The organism is Actinomycetospora soli, from assembly GCF_021026295.1.
GTDB lineage: Bacteria > Actinomycetota > Actinomycetes > Mycobacteriales > Pseudonocardiaceae > Actinomycetospora > Actinomycetospora soli.
Genome location: NZ_JAJNDA010000037.1, coordinates 1 through 17174 on the forward strand (window position 1 = coordinate 1; position 17174 = coordinate 17174).

The 17174-nt window shown below is 68.6% G+C and carries 17 protein-coding genes; 7 read left to right on the forward strand and 10 right to left on the reverse strand.

What is annotated here, in order from left to right:
- Positions 1 to 50 precede the first annotated feature (50 nt).
- Complete coding sequence (locus LN037_RS30390) at positions 51 to 1016, reverse strand: TauD/TfdA dioxygenase family protein (protein ID WP_372460567.1); 966 nt, start codon at positions 1014 to 1016, stop codon at positions 51 to 53.
- Positions 1017 to 1183: 167 nt separating this feature from the next.
- On the opposite strand from LN037_RS30390, the gene LN037_RS30395 reads away from it, so the two are divergent.
- Positions 1184 to 2275, forward strand: coding sequence for a glycosyltransferase family 4 protein (locus LN037_RS30395; protein WP_230760551.1), 1092 nt, complete (start codon positions 1184 to 1186; stop codon positions 2273 to 2275).
- A gap of 48 nt (positions 2276 to 2323) precedes the next feature.
- Here LN037_RS30395 and LN037_RS30400 read toward each other — a convergent pair whose 3' ends face one another.
- The 5 genes from LN037_RS30400 to LN037_RS30420 all read right to left on the reverse strand — a co-directional run bounded on the left by LN037_RS30400 (position 2324) and on the right by LN037_RS30420 (position 5784).
- Complete coding sequence (locus LN037_RS30400; RefSeq protein ID WP_230760553.1) at positions 2324 to 2857, reverse strand: DUF4334 domain-containing protein; 534 nt, start codon at positions 2855 to 2857, stop codon at positions 2324 to 2326.
- A 22-nt stretch (positions 2858 to 2879) separates the two neighbouring features.
- Positions 2880 to 3161 (reverse strand): hypothetical protein, encoded by a 282-nt coding sequence (locus LN037_RS30405; protein ID WP_230760555.1) that lies wholly within the window; start codon positions 3159 to 3161, stop codon positions 2880 to 2882.
- Positions 3162 to 3213: 52 nt separating this feature from the next.
- Positions 3214 to 3930: an alpha/beta fold hydrolase gene (locus tag LN037_RS30410; protein WP_230760609.1), complete on the reverse strand. Its 717-nt coding sequence runs from the start codon at positions 3928 to 3930 to the stop codon at positions 3214 to 3216.
- A gap of 190 nt (positions 3931 to 4120) precedes the next feature.
- Positions 4121 to 4426, reverse strand: coding sequence for an HAD family hydrolase (locus LN037_RS30415; protein WP_230760557.1), 306 nt, complete (start codon positions 4424 to 4426; stop codon positions 4121 to 4123).
- Between the two features lie 203 nt (positions 4427 to 4629).
- On the reverse strand, positions 4630 to 5784 hold the full coding sequence (locus tag LN037_RS30420; RefSeq protein ID WP_230760559.1) for an MFS transporter: 1155 nt from the start codon (positions 5782 to 5784) through the stop codon (positions 4630 to 4632).
- 58 nt (positions 5785 to 5842) lie between these two features.
- On the opposite strand from LN037_RS30420, the gene LN037_RS30425 reads away from it, so the two are divergent.
- Entirely contained in the window at positions 5843 to 6934 is a 1092-nt protein-coding gene (locus tag LN037_RS30425; RefSeq protein WP_230760561.1) for an SPL family radical SAM protein, read from the forward strand.
- 187 nt (positions 6935 to 7121) lie between these two features.
- Here LN037_RS30425 and LN037_RS30430 read toward each other — a convergent pair whose 3' ends face one another.
- From LN037_RS30430 to LN037_RS30440, 3 genes are all read right to left on the reverse strand, one after another.
- A complete protein-coding gene (locus LN037_RS30430) occupies positions 7122 to 7793 on the reverse strand; it encodes a hypothetical protein (protein WP_230760563.1) in 672 nt (223 codons plus the stop codon).
- A 503-nt stretch (positions 7794 to 8296) separates the two neighbouring features.
- A complete protein-coding gene (locus LN037_RS30435) occupies positions 8297 to 8659 on the reverse strand; it encodes a nuclear transport factor 2 family protein (protein WP_230760565.1) in 363 nt (120 codons plus the stop codon).
- Positions 8660 to 8682: 23 nt separating this feature from the next.
- A complete protein-coding gene (locus LN037_RS30440) occupies positions 8683 to 8913 on the reverse strand; it encodes a hypothetical protein (RefSeq protein WP_230760567.1) in 231 nt (76 codons plus the stop codon).
- A gap of 223 nt (positions 8914 to 9136) precedes the next feature.
- On the opposite strand from LN037_RS30440, the gene LN037_RS30445 reads away from it, so the two are divergent.
- The 4 genes from LN037_RS30445 (at position 9137) to LN037_RS30460 (ending at position 15864) form a co-directional block, all read left to right on the forward strand.
- Complete coding sequence (locus LN037_RS30445) at positions 9137 to 9283, forward strand: hypothetical protein (protein ID WP_230760569.1); 147 nt, start codon at positions 9137 to 9139, stop codon at positions 9281 to 9283.
- Positions 9284 to 10194: 911 nt separating this feature from the next.
- On the forward strand, positions 10195 to 11568 hold the full coding sequence (locus LN037_RS30450; protein ID WP_230760571.1) for a rolling circle replication-associated protein: 1374 nt from the start codon (positions 10195 to 10197) through the stop codon (positions 11566 to 11568).
- Positions 11525 to 12361, forward strand: coding sequence for a Hachiman antiphage defense system protein HamA (locus LN037_RS30455; protein ID WP_230760573.1), 837 nt, complete (start codon positions 11525 to 11527; stop codon positions 12359 to 12361). The genes LN037_RS30450 and LN037_RS30455 overlap by 44 nt, the downstream gene beginning before the upstream one ends.
- On the forward strand, positions 12358 to 15864 hold the full coding sequence (locus LN037_RS30460; RefSeq protein WP_230760575.1) for a DEAD/DEAH box helicase: 3507 nt from the start codon (positions 12358 to 12360) through the stop codon (positions 15862 to 15864). Before LN037_RS30455 ends, LN037_RS30460 begins: the two co-directional genes overlap by 4 nt.
- Here the strand turns inward: LN037_RS30460 and LN037_RS30465 are convergent.
- On the reverse strand, positions 15861 to 16289 hold the full coding sequence (locus LN037_RS30465; protein ID WP_230760577.1) for an NUDIX hydrolase: 429 nt from the start codon (positions 16287 to 16289) through the stop codon (positions 15861 to 15863). The two genes, LN037_RS30460 and LN037_RS30465, sit on opposite strands and share 4 nt — an antisense overlap.
- A gap of 75 nt (positions 16290 to 16364) precedes the next feature.
- On the opposite strand from LN037_RS30465, the gene LN037_RS30470 reads away from it, so the two are divergent.
- Complete coding sequence (locus tag LN037_RS30470; protein WP_230760578.1) at positions 16365 to 17141, forward strand: GntR family transcriptional regulator; 777 nt, start codon at positions 16365 to 16367, stop codon at positions 17139 to 17141.
- Positions 17142 to 17174 lie beyond the last annotated feature (33 nt).

The following is a 17174-nucleotide window of genomic DNA, read 5'->3' on the forward strand; positions in this document are numbered from 1 at the left end:
TCGCCGTCACCTCGTGACGGCAACGACGCTCTCCTGTCGTCGCCGGGGGCTCAGTACGGCTTGCCGCCCAGGATCGCCACGCGCTCGGCGACCCGGACGTGGGACCCGTAGTCGCCCACCGCGTAGTGCTGGGTGGCCCGGTTGTCCCAGAACGCCACGGTGCCCTCGGCCCAGCGGTAGCGGACCTGGTACTCCGGGGTGTGCGCGGTCGCGAACAGGTGGCGCAGCAGCGCGTCGGACTCCGCCCGCTCCATCCCGACGATCCGCGTGGTGAAGGCGGCGTTGACGAACAGCGTCCGCTGCCCGGTCTCCGGGTGGATCCGCACGACGGGGTGGGTCACCGGCGGGAAGGTCTCCTCGAGCTTGCGGAGCTTGTCCGCGTCGAGGAAGCGCGCGAACCCGGGCACCATGTCGTGCACCGCGACCGCGTCGTCGATCCGCGCGCGCACCTCGTCGGAGAGGTTGTCGTACGCGGCGGCCATGTCGGCCCACATCGTGTCGCCGCCGAACGGCGGCGTCGTGATCATTCGCAGCACCGCCCCCATCGCGGGCGCGCGGCGGAACGACGTGTCGACGTGCCAGATGTTCTCGTAGGTCTGCGGGCCGTCGCCGCCCTTGGCGAAGCGCACGACGCTCGGGTCCTCGCCCGCCTCGAGCAGCGGGTTGGTCTCGAGCTCGCCCCACTGCATCGCGAACGCGCGCTGCTCGGCCGAGGAGATGTGCTGGTCGGGGAAGAACAGCACCTTCCAGTCCAGCAGGGCGCGGTTGAGCTCGAGGCGCAGCTCGAAGTCGAGCGGCTGCGCGAGATCGACGCCGCGGACCTCGGCGCCGAGCGTGACCCCGACCGGCGTCAGGGAGAAGCCCTCGTAACGACACCGCTCCGGCCCGTCGCCCTGCAGGGGGCGCAGGTTGCGCCGTCCCTCGAGGAGGTCGATGGCGGGGGTGGCACGGGGTCGCGAGGTGATCGCCGTGCCGACCTCGCCGGCGGGGTCACCGGAGTCGAGGAGGGTCGTCACGGACACCGATCTTGCGTCCTCGTGCGTTCGTTCACAACCGGTCGGCGTGTGGCCTGCGCCGTCGGGCGCCCGACATACGGCGCGTACGTCGACGACATGTGAATGACACGTGAAGACGATCTTCTGGGTCCCACCGAGGGGGACCAGCGACGCGAGGAGATCGACCGGTGACGGACCTGCAGGACGCGCCCGTGACGACGGCGGCGACCACCCGCCCCCGCGTGCTGGTCGTCGGCCCCCGCGCCCGGGCCCGCGGCGGCATCGGCAGCGTCCAGGACCTCCTGGAGCGGCACCTGCCCGCCCACGCCGAGCTCGCCGTCGTCACGACCCACGCCGACGGGCCCGAGCGACTGGCCACGATGCTGCGCGGCCCGCTGACCGCCGCCCGGCGGGTCCGTCGCGACCGACCCGACGTCGTGCACCTGCACGTCTCGCAGCGGACGTCCGTCCTGCGCAAGGGGCTGGTCGCCGCGGTGGCCCGCCGGGCGGGCGTGCCGGCGGTGCTGCACCTGCACGGGTCGCAGTTCCTCGACTGGTTCGACGGCCTCCCCCGCCCGGCCCGCGCCGTCGTCCGGGCCCTCCTGCGCCCGCACCGGCTCGTCGTCCTCTCCGAGGCCCTGCGCGCCCCGTACCGCGAGCGGCTCGGCGTGCCCGCGGACCGCGTCGTCGCGCTGCCCAACCCGGTGGAGTGGCCCGCGACGGTGGCCCGTCCCGAGGGCGGGCCGGTGACGGCGCTCTTCCTCGGGCGCTTCGGGGCCCGCAAGGGGATCTACGACCTCGTCGCGGCGTGCGCCCGGCTCGACCCCGTGCACCGCGAACGGCTGCGCGCGGTGGCCGCGGGCGACGGCGAGGTGGAGCAGGTGCGGGCGGCGGTCGCGGCGGCCGGGGTGGGCGACGTCGTCGACGTCCGGACGTGGCTCGACCCCGCCGAGCGGGACGAACTCCTCCGGCGTGCCCAGCTCCTGGTGCTGCCGAGCTCGCACGAGGGCCTGCCGATGGCGGTGCTGGAGGCGATGGCGTTCGGGGTCGCGCCGGTGGTGACGCCGGTCGGCGGGCTGCCGGAGGTGGTGCACGACGGCGTGAACGGCGCCCTGGTCCCGGTCGGCGACCCCGCCGCGCTCGCCTCGGCGCTCGCCGACCTGCTCGACGACGACGAGCGCCGGCTCGCCCTGGGCCGCCGGGCCCGCGCGGACGTCGAGGTCTACGCGGCGCCGCGGTGGGCGGAGCGGCTGGCGGCGGTGTGGGCTGCGCCCCTGTGAGTAGTTGTGACGGTGATAGCCGTCAGAAGTACTCACATGCGAAGCACCTCACCGGCGCAGCACGAAGAAGTACGGCGCCGCGTCCCGCAGGTCCATGCAGCCGAGCAGGGTCGTCGCGTCGACCCGGTGGAACACGTCGTTGATCGGGCGCGCGTCGTAGATCATCGTCGCGCTGGGGACGCCGCGGTACTCGGTCATCCGCAGCCGCGCCGTGTACTTCGTCGTGCCCATCACGGGCCGCCCGAGGGTGATCACCTTGTGCAGCCAGGGCTTCCGCGCGGCGTCCGGCAGCGGCAGGTTCATCGGCACGAGCGCGGGGTCGACGGCGAAGACGTCGCTGCGGTCGGCGTTCCAGAACAGCAGCGGGTGGACCTCGTCGGCCGAGTCGAAGCGCTTGCCCGCCCACCCGGTGGCGGCGAGGAGGCCGTCCATCGGGTGACCCGTCGGGAACTCGGACCCCCACCACTGTCCGAACATCTCCTCGACCGACACCGGGTCGAGCGAGTCGAACAGCGCCAGGGCCTCGTCGGTGGTCACCGGCGTGCGGGCGAGCAGGGTCGTGAAGTCCTCGACGGCCGTCATGAGAAACAGTCTGCCGTGACCGTCAAGGGACGCGGACGGTCCTCGCGATGAGGTCGTCGAGGGTCGTCACGAGCCGTTGCGAGGTGAGTCCGACCAGGCCGTCCAGCAGGTCCCGCAGCCGGCACAGGTGCGGGAACGGGTCCCGACGCACGCGGGCGAACGGCGCCACCGCGAGCGCCTCCGCGTGGTCGATCAGCGCCTCCAGGGCGGCGCCGCGCAGTCCCTCGTCGACGAGGGTGTCGATCTGCACCAGGGCGGTGCGGGCGACCATGCGGATGCGGGTCGCGTCGGACATGACACTCACGTCGAGTGACGGTAGAGCTACTCAGCGTGAGACGACAGGGGAGGTCACCTGATCAGGACGGCGTGTGCACCTCGAGGAAGCTCCTGATCGACTCGCGCGCCGCGTCGTTGTACTCCGGCGCCTTCCACCGCTCGACGAGCGTCGCCTGCGGGGCGACCTCCGCGAGCATCGACGACGCCGACGCCGGGTGCGGCTCGTCCCCGCCCGCGAACACCAGCAGCGGCACGTCGAACCGGGCCACGGCCTCGTCGGGAACGGAGAAGAGGACGTTCCCGGTGCCCCAGAGGTTGTCGCGGAACGAGGCCCAGTCCTGCTCGGTGGCCTCCGGGTGCTGGTCGGCCTGCTTCTCCGCGAAGTCGGCGAACGTGCCGTGGAAGAGCTCGCGGTTGTCCTCCAGCCCGATCGGCTGCAGCACCACCGCGGCGGCCACGCGCTCGGGCGCCCGGCGGATCAGGTTGGCGATGAACGAGCCGCCGATGCACATCCCGACGAGGTGGCAGCGCTCGATGCCGAGGTGGTCGAGCAGGGCGAGGTGGTCGTCGGTGTAGGCGTCCCACCCCTCGTCCGCGCGCACCGGCGCCCACGACTCCCCCGCGTTGCGCTGGTCCATCAGCACCACGCGGTGGTCGCCCGAGAGCGCCTCCGGCACGTCCCACGGCGCCGCCGACCACCACTCGATCGCCGAGCGCATCCCGCCCGGCGCGAACGCCAGCACCGGGAACCCCTCGCCGCGCTCCTCGTAGCGGATGCGGACGTCGCCGTGCTCCATGATCGTCACGCCCACGACTTCCCGACGACAGGGCGGGGCAAGCCTGCGACCTCGTCCCATCCCGCGGCGATGTGCCGGGACTGATACGACCCGAGGCGGTCGCAGCGGCAAGATCCGCCCCCGCCGCGCGAAGTGCTCGCTCAGCGACCACTTCGCGCGGCACGATGAGATCTCGAGGCGCGACCCGCTCTCAGGAAGGCCGGTCGAGCAACGCCCGGCCGAGGGCGTAGGCCTCGCGCAGGTCGTTCCCGCGGTAGTCGGCGGCCGCCGCCAGACCGGGCGAGGCGTTGACCGCGACGGTGTGCGTGAGGTGCGCGAACAGCGGCACGTCGGACCCCGAGTCGCCGTACGCGACGCACGCCGACAACGGCAGACCCCGCGCCGCACGCTCGGCGTCCGCGAGCCGGACCTTGTCACCCGGCGTCAGGATCGCGGTCGGGTCGATGGGGTCCGACCAGACCGAGCCGTGGACGACGTCGAGGCCGCGGTCGAGCATCACCGCCGGTGAATTGCCGCTCCAGTTCGACGAGCGGGGGCTCGCAGTCGAGGCGCCGGCTGAGCTCCAGTGCCGCCGTCGTGCTGCGCAGCAGGGTGCCGTCCATGTCGAACACGTGCAGGGCGCTCACGTTCCGCGATCTTTCCCCGCCCACGGACGTCAGTGGCACCGAGGCACCGTGCGGGCGCTCCGTGCCACTGACATCAGCTGCGGTCCAGCACCCGGTTCCGGGCGCCGAGGGCGATCACGAGCGCGAGCAGCGGCAGGAGCCCCAGCGCGACCGGGAGTCCGACCCACGCCGCGAGGTGCCCGATCACCGGCGGCCCGGCGACGAACCCGACCCAGCCCAGCGCCGACACCGCCGCGATCGCACGCCCGGGGTGCACGCCCGGCAAGCGGCCGGCGGCGCTGAAGGCGGTCGGCACCACGAGCGCGAGCCCGACCCCCAGCAGCCCGAACCCGACGATCGTCGCGGCGGGATGCGCCACGAACAGCATCGACCCGAACCCGACCGCCGCGACCAGCGCCAGGACCGGCAGCAGCCGGTGCGCCGGGAGTCGGGTCAGCAGCCGGTCCCCGGTCAGCCGCAGGGTCAGCATCGTCGCCGAGTACGCGGCGTACGCGAGGCCCGCGACGCCCGGACCGGCCGCGAGGTCGTCGCGCAGGTGCACGGCCGACCAGTCGGCCGACGCGCCCTCGGCGAGCATGCTCGCCAGGGCGATGCCGCCGAGCAGCAGCACCACGGGCCGGACCAGCACCCTTCCCGACGGCAGGTCGTGCCCGGCCTCCGTCGTCGGCTCCGGCGGGTCGGGGATCATCCGCCGCGAGGCGAGCCCGCCGAGCACCAGCACGACCGGGCCGAGCACCGCGAGCTGCGGCGTCAGCTCCGTCCCGGTGGCCGCGACCGCCGTCCCGAGCAGCGCCCCGCAGAACCCGCCGAGGCTCCAGCCGCCGTGCAGCCCTGCCATGATCGGTGTCCCGAGCGCCCGCTCGACCGTCACCGCCTGGGTGTTCATGGCGACGTCCACCGCGCCCTGGAACCCGCCCCACACGAGCAGGGCGCCGAACAGCCACGGCAGCGACGGCGCGACCCCGATCAGCAGGCCTGTCAGCGCGTAGCCGACGAGGGTCACCTGCACCGTGCGCCGGCTGCCGAGCCGCGGCAGCAGCCACCCGGTGAGCGCCATGGCCAGCACCGACCCGAGCGGCGCCCCGAGCAGGGCGAGCCCGAGCTCGGCGTCGGACAGGCCCAGGCCCGCCTTGACCTGCGGGATGTGCGCGGTCCACGACCCGAACAACAGGGCGTGCAGCAGGAACACCGCGAGGACGGCGGGGCGGGCGCGTTGCGCGGGACGCACGTGAGCAGCCTGGAGCCGAAAGCCGGGACGAGCGACCCGACGTCGGGTATCCGCCCCGATGGCCGCCCCCGCCCGTCCCGCTGCCACCCCGCGCCCGCACAAGCCGTGGGTGCCGAAGCACGTCCGCGTCACGAAGGCCGCCCAGGAGCACGCGCACGCCGCGGAGATCGTGCGCCGGTGCGAGGCGCTGGGCTGCGACGACATCGAGTTGCTGAAGGTCGACCGCATCACCGGCGTGAAGGGCGAGACCGAGCGCGAGACGTACGCGCGGGCGAAGGCGACGCTCGCCGTCGTCGTGAGCCCGGACTCCGCGCGCAAGCTGGACCCGATCCCGCCGTCGGCGGACTGGCGCGTGGACCTCGCGCGCGGATGTCCGGCGCACTGCCAGTACTGCTACCTCGCCGGGTCGTTGACCGGCCCCCCGATCACCCGGGTCTACGCGGACCTCGACCGCATCCTCGCCAACCTCGACGGCTACGTCGGGCAGGGGCACGTGACCTCGACGTCGCAGGCCCGCGCGCACGAGGGCACGACCTTCGAGGCGTCCTGCTACACCGACCCGCTCGGCATCGAGCCGGCGACGGGATCGCTGGCCGCGGCGATCTCGCACGTGGGGACGCACTCGTTCCCGGGTCCCGTGCAGCTGCGCGCGACGACGAAGTTCGCCGGCGTCGACCCGCTGCTCGACCTCCCCCACCACGGCCGAACCCGCCTGCGCTTCTCGCTCTCGCCGTGGCCGCGCTACGAGGGCGGGACCGATCCGGTCGCCGCACGCGTGGCGGCGCTGGGTCGGATGGCGTCGGCCGGCTGGCCGGTCGGGGTCACGCTGGCGCCGATCATTCCCGACGGCGGGTGGGAGGTCGCCTACGACTCGTTGCTGGCCGACGTCGCCGCGGCCGTGCCCGCGGACGCCGACCTGACGATCGAGTGCATCACGCACCGCTTCACGCCGGGCAGCCGCGAGACGCTCGAGACCTGGTACCCGGCGTCGAAGCTGGAGATGGACCCCGAGCAGCGCAAGGAGAAGCGCGGCAAGTTCGGGTCGGTCAAGCACGTCTACCCGAACGCCGTGATGGACCACCTGCGCTCGACCATCACCGACCAGATCGACGAGCACCTGCCGAACGCCCGGGTCCTGTACTGGACGTAGGCGTCGGCGGAGGTCGTGGCGGCGCCGCACGAGACGTCGTTCGGCGCGGGAGGTCCGACCTACGCGTGCTCCGCCCGCGACACCGAGGGCAACCTGCTCACGTTCGCGACGTACCGCGGCGCCTGAGACGACGAACGGGCCGCCCGTCACGGTGGTTCCGTGACGAACGGCCCGCTCGTGGGCTCGACTACTTCGCGCAGGTGACCGAGGCGTTGGGGCCCTTGGCGGTGTTCTGCGCGACCTGGACGCCGTCCTCGCGGATGGTGCAGGTGATCGTGTCGGAGCGGCCGGGGTTGTCGAGGTCCGGGCTGAGGGTGGCCGTCATCGTCGGGCCCATGAGGCCGGAGACCTGCGCGTCGGCGCTCCACGGCGAGGCCGCGTCGGCCACCGAAGCCATCGCGAGGTCGTCGTTCTGCGACTGGCTGTAGGTGACGGTCACGTTCGTCTTCTTGGCGGTCGTGACCTCGTAGGTGACCTGGTGCACGGCTGCGCTCTGCTGCGCCACGGAATTGACGCTGCCCACGAAGACGGCGGTGTAGAGAATGCACATGAACAGCGCGACGACGGAGAGCACGATGCCGGCGATCGACTTGCCGCGGCCGTTCCTCGCCCGCTTCGCCTTCACCAGCCCGACCACCGACAGCACGAGCGCGATCGGCGCCAGCACCCAGGAGACGGTGCCGAGCACGGGGACGAACGACAGCACCGCGGCGATGATCCCGACGACGAGACCGGCGGTTGCGAGGCCATTGGCCTGCGGCGGAGCCACCTGGACGGGCGGCTGAGGCGGCACGAAGGCCGGCTGCTGCGGCGCCGCGGCGCGCTGCATCGGGACCTGCGGGCGGGCTGCGGGAGCCATCGGCTGCGGGATGCGGAGAGGCGTCGTCAGGGCGTCGTCGAACGGCGAGTCCGCGCTCTGTCCGACGTGGCGACCGTGCCGCGGCCCTGCAATACCCTGCGTCATTTCCGTGCCCCCGAATTCCGTGCGGTTGTTGCTCCCTCTCTCGCGAGGAACCACCTCCTCGTTACCGGAGAGCGACGCATCCGAGATGTGTCACCCTTCTGAGCGACACGGGCCGTCCAGGGGTCGGTCGCCGGGCTCAGGTGGAGACCAGTTCGACGGCGCCAACACGAGCACCGCCTCGGCAACGCCGTCGAGCAGCAGCCACCTGAGCACCTGCACGACGATCGCCGGTACTCAGACGACGAGGAGCCGTCGGTCCACCGTCGGCCCCGCGACTCGTTTCGCGCCCCCACGGAGCTGATGGGGCCGGGCGCGGAGCCCGGGCACCGGGTCCGCACGACCCGTCGTCGGGAAGACGTGCTCTCGATCAGGCCGAGCACATCCGGTCGGCGCCGCGTCTACCCGCCGGCCTGCCCCAGCAGCAGCGTGTAGAGCCGCACGACCTTCCCGTCGGCGACGAGGCTCATGTCGACGCCGCGGACCACGGGCTCGCCGTCGGGCGGGCCGAAGGTCCACGGCGCGTGGATGAGGTCGCCGAGGACGTGCGCCGGACCGTCGGGGGTGAAGTCGAAGCCGGGCGCGGAGTCGAGCAGGCCCTGGACCTTGTCGCTGACCGCTGCGTGCCCGCGCAGCGTGTCCTCGGCGTCGGTGAAGACGATGTCCCGGTCGTAGACCTCGGCCATTACGCGCAGCCTGGCGTCCGGGTCGCGTTCGTTGAACACGCGCAGGGTGGCGTCGACGAGGCTCTCGATGTCCGGCATGGCGCAGCTCCGCGGGGTGGGCGTCAGGTCGTGGGGTCCGATCGTGAGGCAGGCGGGATGTGGGCGTCGATCGGGCGTTCGCCGAGCGGCTCGACGGGGACCTTCTGCTGCCAGTCGGCCTCGGGCTGCGGCGGCACCGGGTCCGTCCGCTTCGTCGAGCGCCGCCGCAGCTTCAGCGTGACCAGCCCGAGGAGCAGCGCGATCACCCCGATCGCGAGGAACGGCAACAACAGCAGGACCATCGATTCGCCCACGACGTCCCCCCGGACAGCTCGGCTGCGATGTCCGGAAGCTACCCCTTTCGCTGCGGATGTGGACCCCGGTCTCGTCAGCGCGGGCGGGACGGCGTCGGGTTCATGACGTCAGGCGTCGCTCGCGAGCTCGCCCGCGAAGCCGAGCAGCACGGTGCCGGTCGCGGCGTCGAGATTGCGCCGTACCCGTCGTCGGGACAGCCACCCGCGGGGGCCGTCCAGGCCCATGACGAGCACCGTCAGCCAGACCAGGCTCAGCGCGGTTGTACGCCAGGGCGAGCGCGTCGATGAGCGACGACCCGGGGTGCAGGAAGTGCGGCAGCACCGTCTCGAGCTTGATCGGAATCTCGGCGGCGACACGCGCAACACCTGATGCGACACGCCACCGACGTTCCGGGCGCGACGTCGTGAGCGACACGCGCAAGCGCTCCTGCGACGCGCTCACGACGTCGTGATCATGCGAGGGGCGCCTGACCGAACAGGGCCACCACACCCGCCGTCGGGAAGGCCACGAACGTGGAGCCGGCGCGGGGAATCGAACCCCGGACCTTTCGCTTACAAGAGCCGTGCGACTCGTCTAGAGGAGACTTCCCGACGACGTCGCATATAGCGGTTCTGCTGGTCGAACTCTCTCGGACGGCCGTGAACGCCAGGCCGCCGCTACACGGCTGCTACACGGCGCTTGTCCCGAGAACCGGCCTCGAGGTCTCTCCCTCGGCGGCGCGGGGTCGCCTCGGACAGGTCGACCGTGCCGGGGCAAGGGCCACCTCGTCGATACCGACGCCACTTCCGCTGAGCGTGGCCCTTGCGCTGGTGCGGGCGGGCTGTCAGACCCCGGGAGCGCCGACGAGGGAGAGACCTCGTCCCGACCACCACCGCACCCCCGACCCCCTTGCCGACGACGGGGCCGCCTCTCCCGAGGTCGGTGCCCTGGTCCAGGGCGGAGCGCCTGGTCGCCGAAGGCTCCCCCTCCCCCACCCGCTGATCCCGACCCTCGCCGTCGCGCCGCTCTGACCTCCAGGGCCGCGAGACGGCCCTTCGGCGTGCCCACCGCAGAACCCCATCTGGTCCTGCGGCGATGCCGCACGCCCACCTCCGGTCAGCACGCGCGAGACGGCCTCCCCGAGAGGCTCCGCCATGTCGTCGTACCCGTCCAGCTCGAGCACCCCGTCCAGCCTGTCCAGCTCGTCGTCGCGCTTCCGGTTCCGGGCGCTGCCTGATCCGTGGCGCTCGTACAGCCCGTCGCCGCGTCTCTCTGCTGCGTCTGTGGCGGCCGAGGGAGGCGTGGCCGGCCCGCCGCAGCGGGTCGAAGACAGGAGCGCCCGGCGGAAGCCGGGCGCGTCCGACCCGGCCGCCGCCCCGGCGCCAGCCGAGGGCCGCGTGCCTGGGCTTGTTCTATGTGCCATATCAGGCCGCACCCCCTCCGAGCAGCACAACCCGACGGAGTCGGTCCCGGACACGGTCGCTGGGCTGTGGTCCCCGTCGTTCCCGTCGCCCGAGCTCGTCGACGCCGCTGCCGCGATGCTCCCTGCCGTCCGCGAGGAACCCGGCACGCTCGCCGAGGGCCCACGCTGGGAACTGACGGTCGGGCCGGGCATCTTCGCCGTCGCGTGCCGCGACTGGTCCAAGCGGGAGCGCACCGAGGAACGTGCCCGGTCGGCGCGGGTGAAGGACGTAGACGCCGCGGTGGCCGCGTTCGTAGCCACCGGGGAGTGGCCGGAGCCCCCGACGCCGAGGACGGCGATCACGTCGTGGTCGCGCAAGAGCAGGGCGAACATGGTGCGGCGGCTCTGCGAGCTGGACTACACACCGCTCTATGAGGGCGGTCGGCTCCCGGCGATGGTGACGCTCACCTACCCCGGGGACTGGCTCTCCGTCGTCCCGACCGGTGCCGAGTTGAAGCGGCACATGAAGGCGCTGCGCAAGCGCTACGCCCGGGCCTGGGGCGAGGAGTGGGCGTGCGTGTGGAAGCTGGAGTTCCAGCGCCGGGGCGCCCCGCACGTCCACCTGCTCTGCACCCCGCCGCACGGCCTCTCGCGGACCACCGGCGTGCGGTTCGCGGTGTGGCTGTCCGCGGTGTGGGCGGACGTGGTCGCGCATCCCGACCCGGAACACCGCCGACGCCACGAACTGGCCGGCACCGCTCTGGACTACGCCGAGGGCCTGCGGGCGACCGATCCACGTCGTGTCGCGGCGTACTTCACCAAGCACGGGCTGATGGCAGCCAAGGAGTACCAGCACGACGTTCCACCCGAGTGGTCCGAGCCCGGCACCGGCCCGGGACGCTTCTGGGGCGTCTGGACGCTCCAGCGCGCGGTCCGCACCGTCCACGTCAGCGCCGAGGACGGCATCCGCGCTGGTCGCACCGCGCGCCGCTGGGCGCGAGCCCAAGGCCGCATACAATCGCGGTGGGTGCAGCGCGTTGACCAGGCCACCGGCCGCGTCCGTCGCCGGCGTAGCCGCTCGCGCGTCCGCCTCATGGCCAGCGGCAATCGAGGCTGGGTCGCTGTGAACAACGGCCCAGTCTTCGCTTTGCAACTGCTGAAGCGCCCGCACACACCTGAGATGCAGCCAACCGTCGAGGCTGTCGGACCTACCGGGCACACTGACCAGCATGACCCGCCCCGCCACCTCACAAGCCTCGTCATCGTGGCTTAACGCTTGGCTTGAGGAGACGAGGGCACCGACGGAGCGGGTAGTCCACACCGAAATCACTGAGCAGCCACGTCCCGACGACATCCATGATCTCCTCGCGAAGATGCTCATGGAAGGCCGAGCAAATCTTGAACTTTCTCGGCGGCTCCTCCGTCGACTCGGCTGGGCATCAGCGGGCGCTCGAATGGGACCCTCCAAGACCATTCAAAAGCGTCACGGCGACTTCGGAGAGGTCCTCACCATTGGTTTACTGCGAGAGCTACGAAGCACATCGGTACCGATTGTCAAGCTGCGCTACTACCCAGACGCCGAGCAGACCCTGCACGGAACGGACGTTGTCGGTTTTGTGACATCCGAGCAGCCGGACGGATCGATAATAATCGAACGCCTCGTGTTTGTGGAGACCAAGGTCAGAGTCAGCAATGACCGCGGCGTCCTCTGCAACGCTCACAAACAGCTCTCTGATGACGCAGCAGCCGGCTTTGTCGACACCCTCGAATTTCTGCATCAACGTCTTGAGACCGAACATCCACACCTTCTCGGCCCATACGAAAGTTATCTTTCCGATCGAAGCGACAGAGCCCTCGGCGACTATCAGATTTGCTTAATCATCAACACCGACGATTGGCGGCAGGCTACGATGGACGACCTCTTGGACGAAGCCGAAATCGTAAGCCCCCTTACTGTCGACGTTGTGTATGTTAACGACCTTCGAATTCTGATCGACGGTTCCTGGCAAAGTGTACGCCCAGAGCTGCTCGGTGACGAAATTCCCGGACCCAGAGTACAGCCATGACAAATGCACCATTTGAGTTCGAAGGTTCCGAGGCTGGCCAGCTACTTCGCGATCCAGTCTTCACCGCTCAAGCGGAGGCGCTGCGTATCGCTGCACTCCAAAAGCGCCTGTCAATCTCCGACACACAAGTCACGCCCGGAATTGGGCGCGCTACCCGCCATCTGGTACTACTGAATCGGGCAGTTCGTCGAGCGAGCCGAGGCTCCCGTACTTCCGATGAAGCACGGCTCGCGGCACGACAGCTTGCTCAGCTTGCGGAACAGATTGCCGAGATCGAGCCGAGGTCAGCCTCCTCGACTCTGATGATTGCCGCTATTGGCTGGGAGCTTGCGGGGTATCAGGCGAATGCCGCGACACTCGCGCGTCGAGCAGCGCCCCTACCTCAATTCGTGGACCAGTGGAGCCTCAGCCTACTCGCCTCTGCGTTCCTGCAGCGTCGCTTTATCAGAATCCGCTTGGCGGTTGACTTCTTCCAACTTGAACCGCAGGCGCTCAGGGGTAGTGACGAACGCGGAACATATTTCACGGACGAGTCCATACACGCGGCCGCCCACGCACTTTTTGCGCAAGGCTTAGGTGCGGCGGCCGAGTTCATGCTCAGGGGCGACCGCGATCGCTTACAGGAGGCGGCGGACGATCTAGCTCTAGCGCACGAGGCGATGGAAGCACTTGGAGAAGCCAGTGGCGCGGGTCTCGCAGACGGCTTCATGGCGCTACTTCCTAGGATCGACCGGGCTTCCACCTGGACTCAGCTGAGCGACGTCCTTCCTGCCGATCGACTCTGGCAGCGTTATCTGACTGTCCTTGCTCGCGGCACCGGTTCGAGCTCGGCCCTCGATCTAAGAAGCATCTCTGAACTTTGGCCGTCGCAGGAGGCTGCTGTTGCTCGCGGACTCTTCAACCCCGCGTTAGCTCACGTGGTGCGGATGCCTACCTCGGCTGGCAAAACTCGCGTCGCCGAGATGGCGATTGTGCACGCCATCGCGAGTCGCCCAGGCGCTAAATGTCTATACGTTGCTCCATTTAACGCTCTTGCATCCGAGGTCGAGACCAGTTTCAACCTCGTCTTTGGCGACTTAGGCCTAGGCGTCTCGGCACTTGCAGGGGCATTCGACAGTGGCGACATCGACGGTGATCTCACGAGCGACGACGAACTCCTCGTCCTCACGCCCGAGAAGCTGGACCAACTACTACGTCAGGCTCCTGAGGCAATCGACAATGTGACCCTCGTAGTCCTCGACGAAGGTCATCTCGTAGGGGAACCGGGGCGAGGACCGAAGTATGAGCTCGTGATGTCGAGACTCAGGAGGCGCCTTCCCGCTGTTTCGTTCCTCGTGCTGTCCGCGGTTGTGCCAGACCAGACCCTCGCCGACTTCGCGACGTGGCTGGGTGGCGCTAGTGAAACAGCATTAACAAGCACGTGGCGACCTACAGTTCTACGCCTAGCCTATCTGAATTGGCAGAACAGCTACGGAGACCTTGTCTTCCCAGAGGATTTTAGTCCCGAGCAGGTTGCGGCGGTCAGCATTGGAGGGGCTCAAGTAGCACCCGAAGGGCTTGTCGTACCTCATTTTGTCGAGACCGAAGTCCTCGAGCATGTAAATCCAGCGACTCGTCGACGTAGACGCCCTCGTTTCCCGGACGCTACAAGAGCTCAGATATGCGCGGCCTTGGCATGGCAACTCGTGAATGACGGGCCAGTTCTCGTTTTCTGCATGATGCCAGACCATGCCGCGGCGGTGGGGCGCGCGTTAATGAATCGTCTAGAGATAGCCGAACTACGCGACGAAACGATCCCGCGCGCCTTCCGATCGCGCCAGAGCCGTAGTTCGGTAGTCGCCGAAGAGTGGCTCGGCGAAGAGCACGAAGTCACTCGGTTGCTCAATCGCGGCGTCGGCGTTCACTACGCCAATCTGCCTGGACCAGTTCGCACGGCTATTGAGGACGATTTCCGAGACGGACGGCTATCGGCGCTTTGTGCGACGTCGACGCTTGCCCAAGGTGTCAACCTGCCGGTGAAGACGGTAGTAGTTCACACCACGCGTCGCTACGACACTGAAACCGAAATCCGCGTACGGATGCCAGCTCGTGACTTTTGGAATATCGCGGGCCGCGTTGGCAGAGCTGGCTCTGAGACCGAAGGGAATGTCATATTCCTAGTTGTGACTGAGGAGGATCGGGAAGACTTCGATCACTTTCGATCGCACCGAGATCTAGGTGTCGAGCCAGTAAGAAGCGCTCTGCTTGAGCAATTAAGGCAGTTGGTGGCCGGTCGGATAAGCGGCGGCGACCTTGCCAGAAAACTTGATCCCGAAATGCTTGCGCTACTTGTCGAGGAGGAAACCCACGCCGTCACGGTAGAGGGCCTACAGGAGATATTGGGTTCGAGCCTGTTTGCTATCCAGGGCGCGGGCAATCCGAATTTGCCTCTCCTGTACGACACTATGGCTCGAACCGCTAGCGTAATCGCTCGTGGGATCGAGGACGGGGACAAAAGGAGGTTGTACGCGAGCACAGGTCTAGCTGCTCAAAGTTGCCTTCGAATCCAGCTCCACGTCGACGAGCACCAAGATGCTCTTAGATCACTTTTTGAGGAGCAACTGCGATCGGAGGACGCGGATACTGGCGATCCCGAACTCCTTCGAGAGCTTCTGACCCTTGCTCTCGCCGGTCTGAGTCGCGCGCGAGAAATGGAGGCACCGTCGGGTTTCGAGGGCAGCGTTTATGACTTGCTTTCTGAGTGGATATCAGGCACTACGGTTGCGGATATGTCGACGATGTTTCAATCTGAATCCGTAGCTTTAAGTAAGTTCGTCGAGGACTACTTCGGCTACCGGTTGCCGTGGGGCATCGCTGGATACATCAGGATTGCAGCCAGTTCTCTCAATCTTGAGGTTGAGAGCTCGTTTCTCTCGAATCTGCCATCGATCGTACGGTTTGGCGTACCGACAAGCATTGCGGCGTGGGCGATGACGCTTGGAATCCCGTCGCGTCGGGTAGCATCTCGACTGGGAACTGCATTCATTGCAACTGGCGAGGATGTCCGACCCGGGTCCTTCCGGCGCTGGCTAAGAAACCTAGACGTGGAGACCCTGTCCGACCTAGTCGGTGTAACTGATGTCGCTTTAGAGCAGACCGCAAAGGTAGTGACGAAAGCGGAAGGTAATGAATCTCTACGTCAGTACTATCGCGGGAATGACCTATTCCCAATGAGTGGACTCGCCTACTCATCTCGCTACGCAAGAGAGCGAGGTTTGTTGAACACCTTATCGGATGGTGACGCGTTGCAATTGCGGCGCGACTACGACTCAACTCTGAACCGCAACTCAATCGATCTCTTTCGAGGGAGTGTAAATATCGCGCGTCTACCTAGACAGATGAGCCAGGTCCTAGCGTTGCTTCTCGACGTCGGGTCCCGATTCGCATGCACCGTCACGGAAGTGGTCGGAGTTGACGACCTCAACCAACCCACCAGCTTCCGCATTTCCATCGCACCCCGCTAGCCTGCTAGGACGTTCACGCCGTCGTGCGATCGAACTGCCACCTCATCCGTCCAGGCGTCAGTGATCCGGACCCGGTAAGCCTCATCCATGTCTTTGCCGACATCCTCGAATTTCACCCAGCGGACTGCCGAGGCCTCATCGCTCGCACGAGCAGAGCCGGCCCGTGGCCAGCAACGGAACACTAATGAGACCACGCCGCGACTCATGTTCTTATAGATTCCGCTTAGAGCCACAACATCGACCTCAACACCTGTTTCCTCGTACACCTCACGCTGGACGCCTTGCTCGGGTGTCTCGTCGAGTTCGAGGACACCCCCAGGCGGCTCCCAGTGACCGTTGTCGCGACGCTTGATGACAAGGACGCGGTCCTGGTCGTCGACGACGATGCCGGCGACGCTCACCGAGTGCTTGGGCGTGTCCGCCACTGTCGCCTCCTGACGGTCGCTGACGTTCGGTAGCGTTCAGCAGCGATCGTAGAGGTCCAGTCGTCTGGAGGAGCCGTGCAGCTCGGGGCCATCGACCGTGCGAGCGACCGGCCACCGTACCGACAGATCGCCGACCAGCTCCGCGACCTGATCGACAGCGGCGCCCTCGTGGCCGGCGACAAACTGCCGAGCGAGGCGGTGCTGATCGAGCACTACGGCGTGGCTCGGATGACTGTCCGGCAGGCGGTGCAGGAGCTGCGCAACGAGGGCCGGGTTGTCGCGGAGCACGGCAAGGGCACCTACGTCCGGCAGCCGGTCCAGGTGCGGCGGCTCGCTTCGGAGCGGTTCGCCCGGCGCCACCGAGAGGCTGGCCTCGCGGCGTTCAGCGTCGAGGCACAGAAGACGGGCTTCACGCCCAACGTCGACCAGCTCGAGATCGCCACCGGACCCGCCGCGCCGGAGATTCGGGACCGGCTGCGTCTGGGAGACGACGAGGAGGTCGTGAGCCGATCCCGGCGCTACCTCGCGGACGGACAGCCGGTCGAGACGGCGGTCTCCTACCTCCCGGCCTCTGTCGCCGCCGGCTCCCGCATCGTCGAGGCCGACACCGGCCCCGGGGGCATTTACGCCCGCCTGGAGGACATGGGCTTCGAGCTGGACCACTTCACCGAAGAGGTCTCGGCCCGGATGCCCACCGCCGAGGAGCGACGCCGGCTGCAGCTCACAGACGGCGTGCCGGTGGTCGTTCTCGTGCGTACCGCCTACGACACGACGGGCCGTCCGCTGGAGGTCTGCGACACCCTCAAGGCGGCCCCGGCCTACGTCCTTGAGTACGAGGTTCCGGCGCGCTGACCAGCAAGTGTCACGACTCCACAACACTCCACC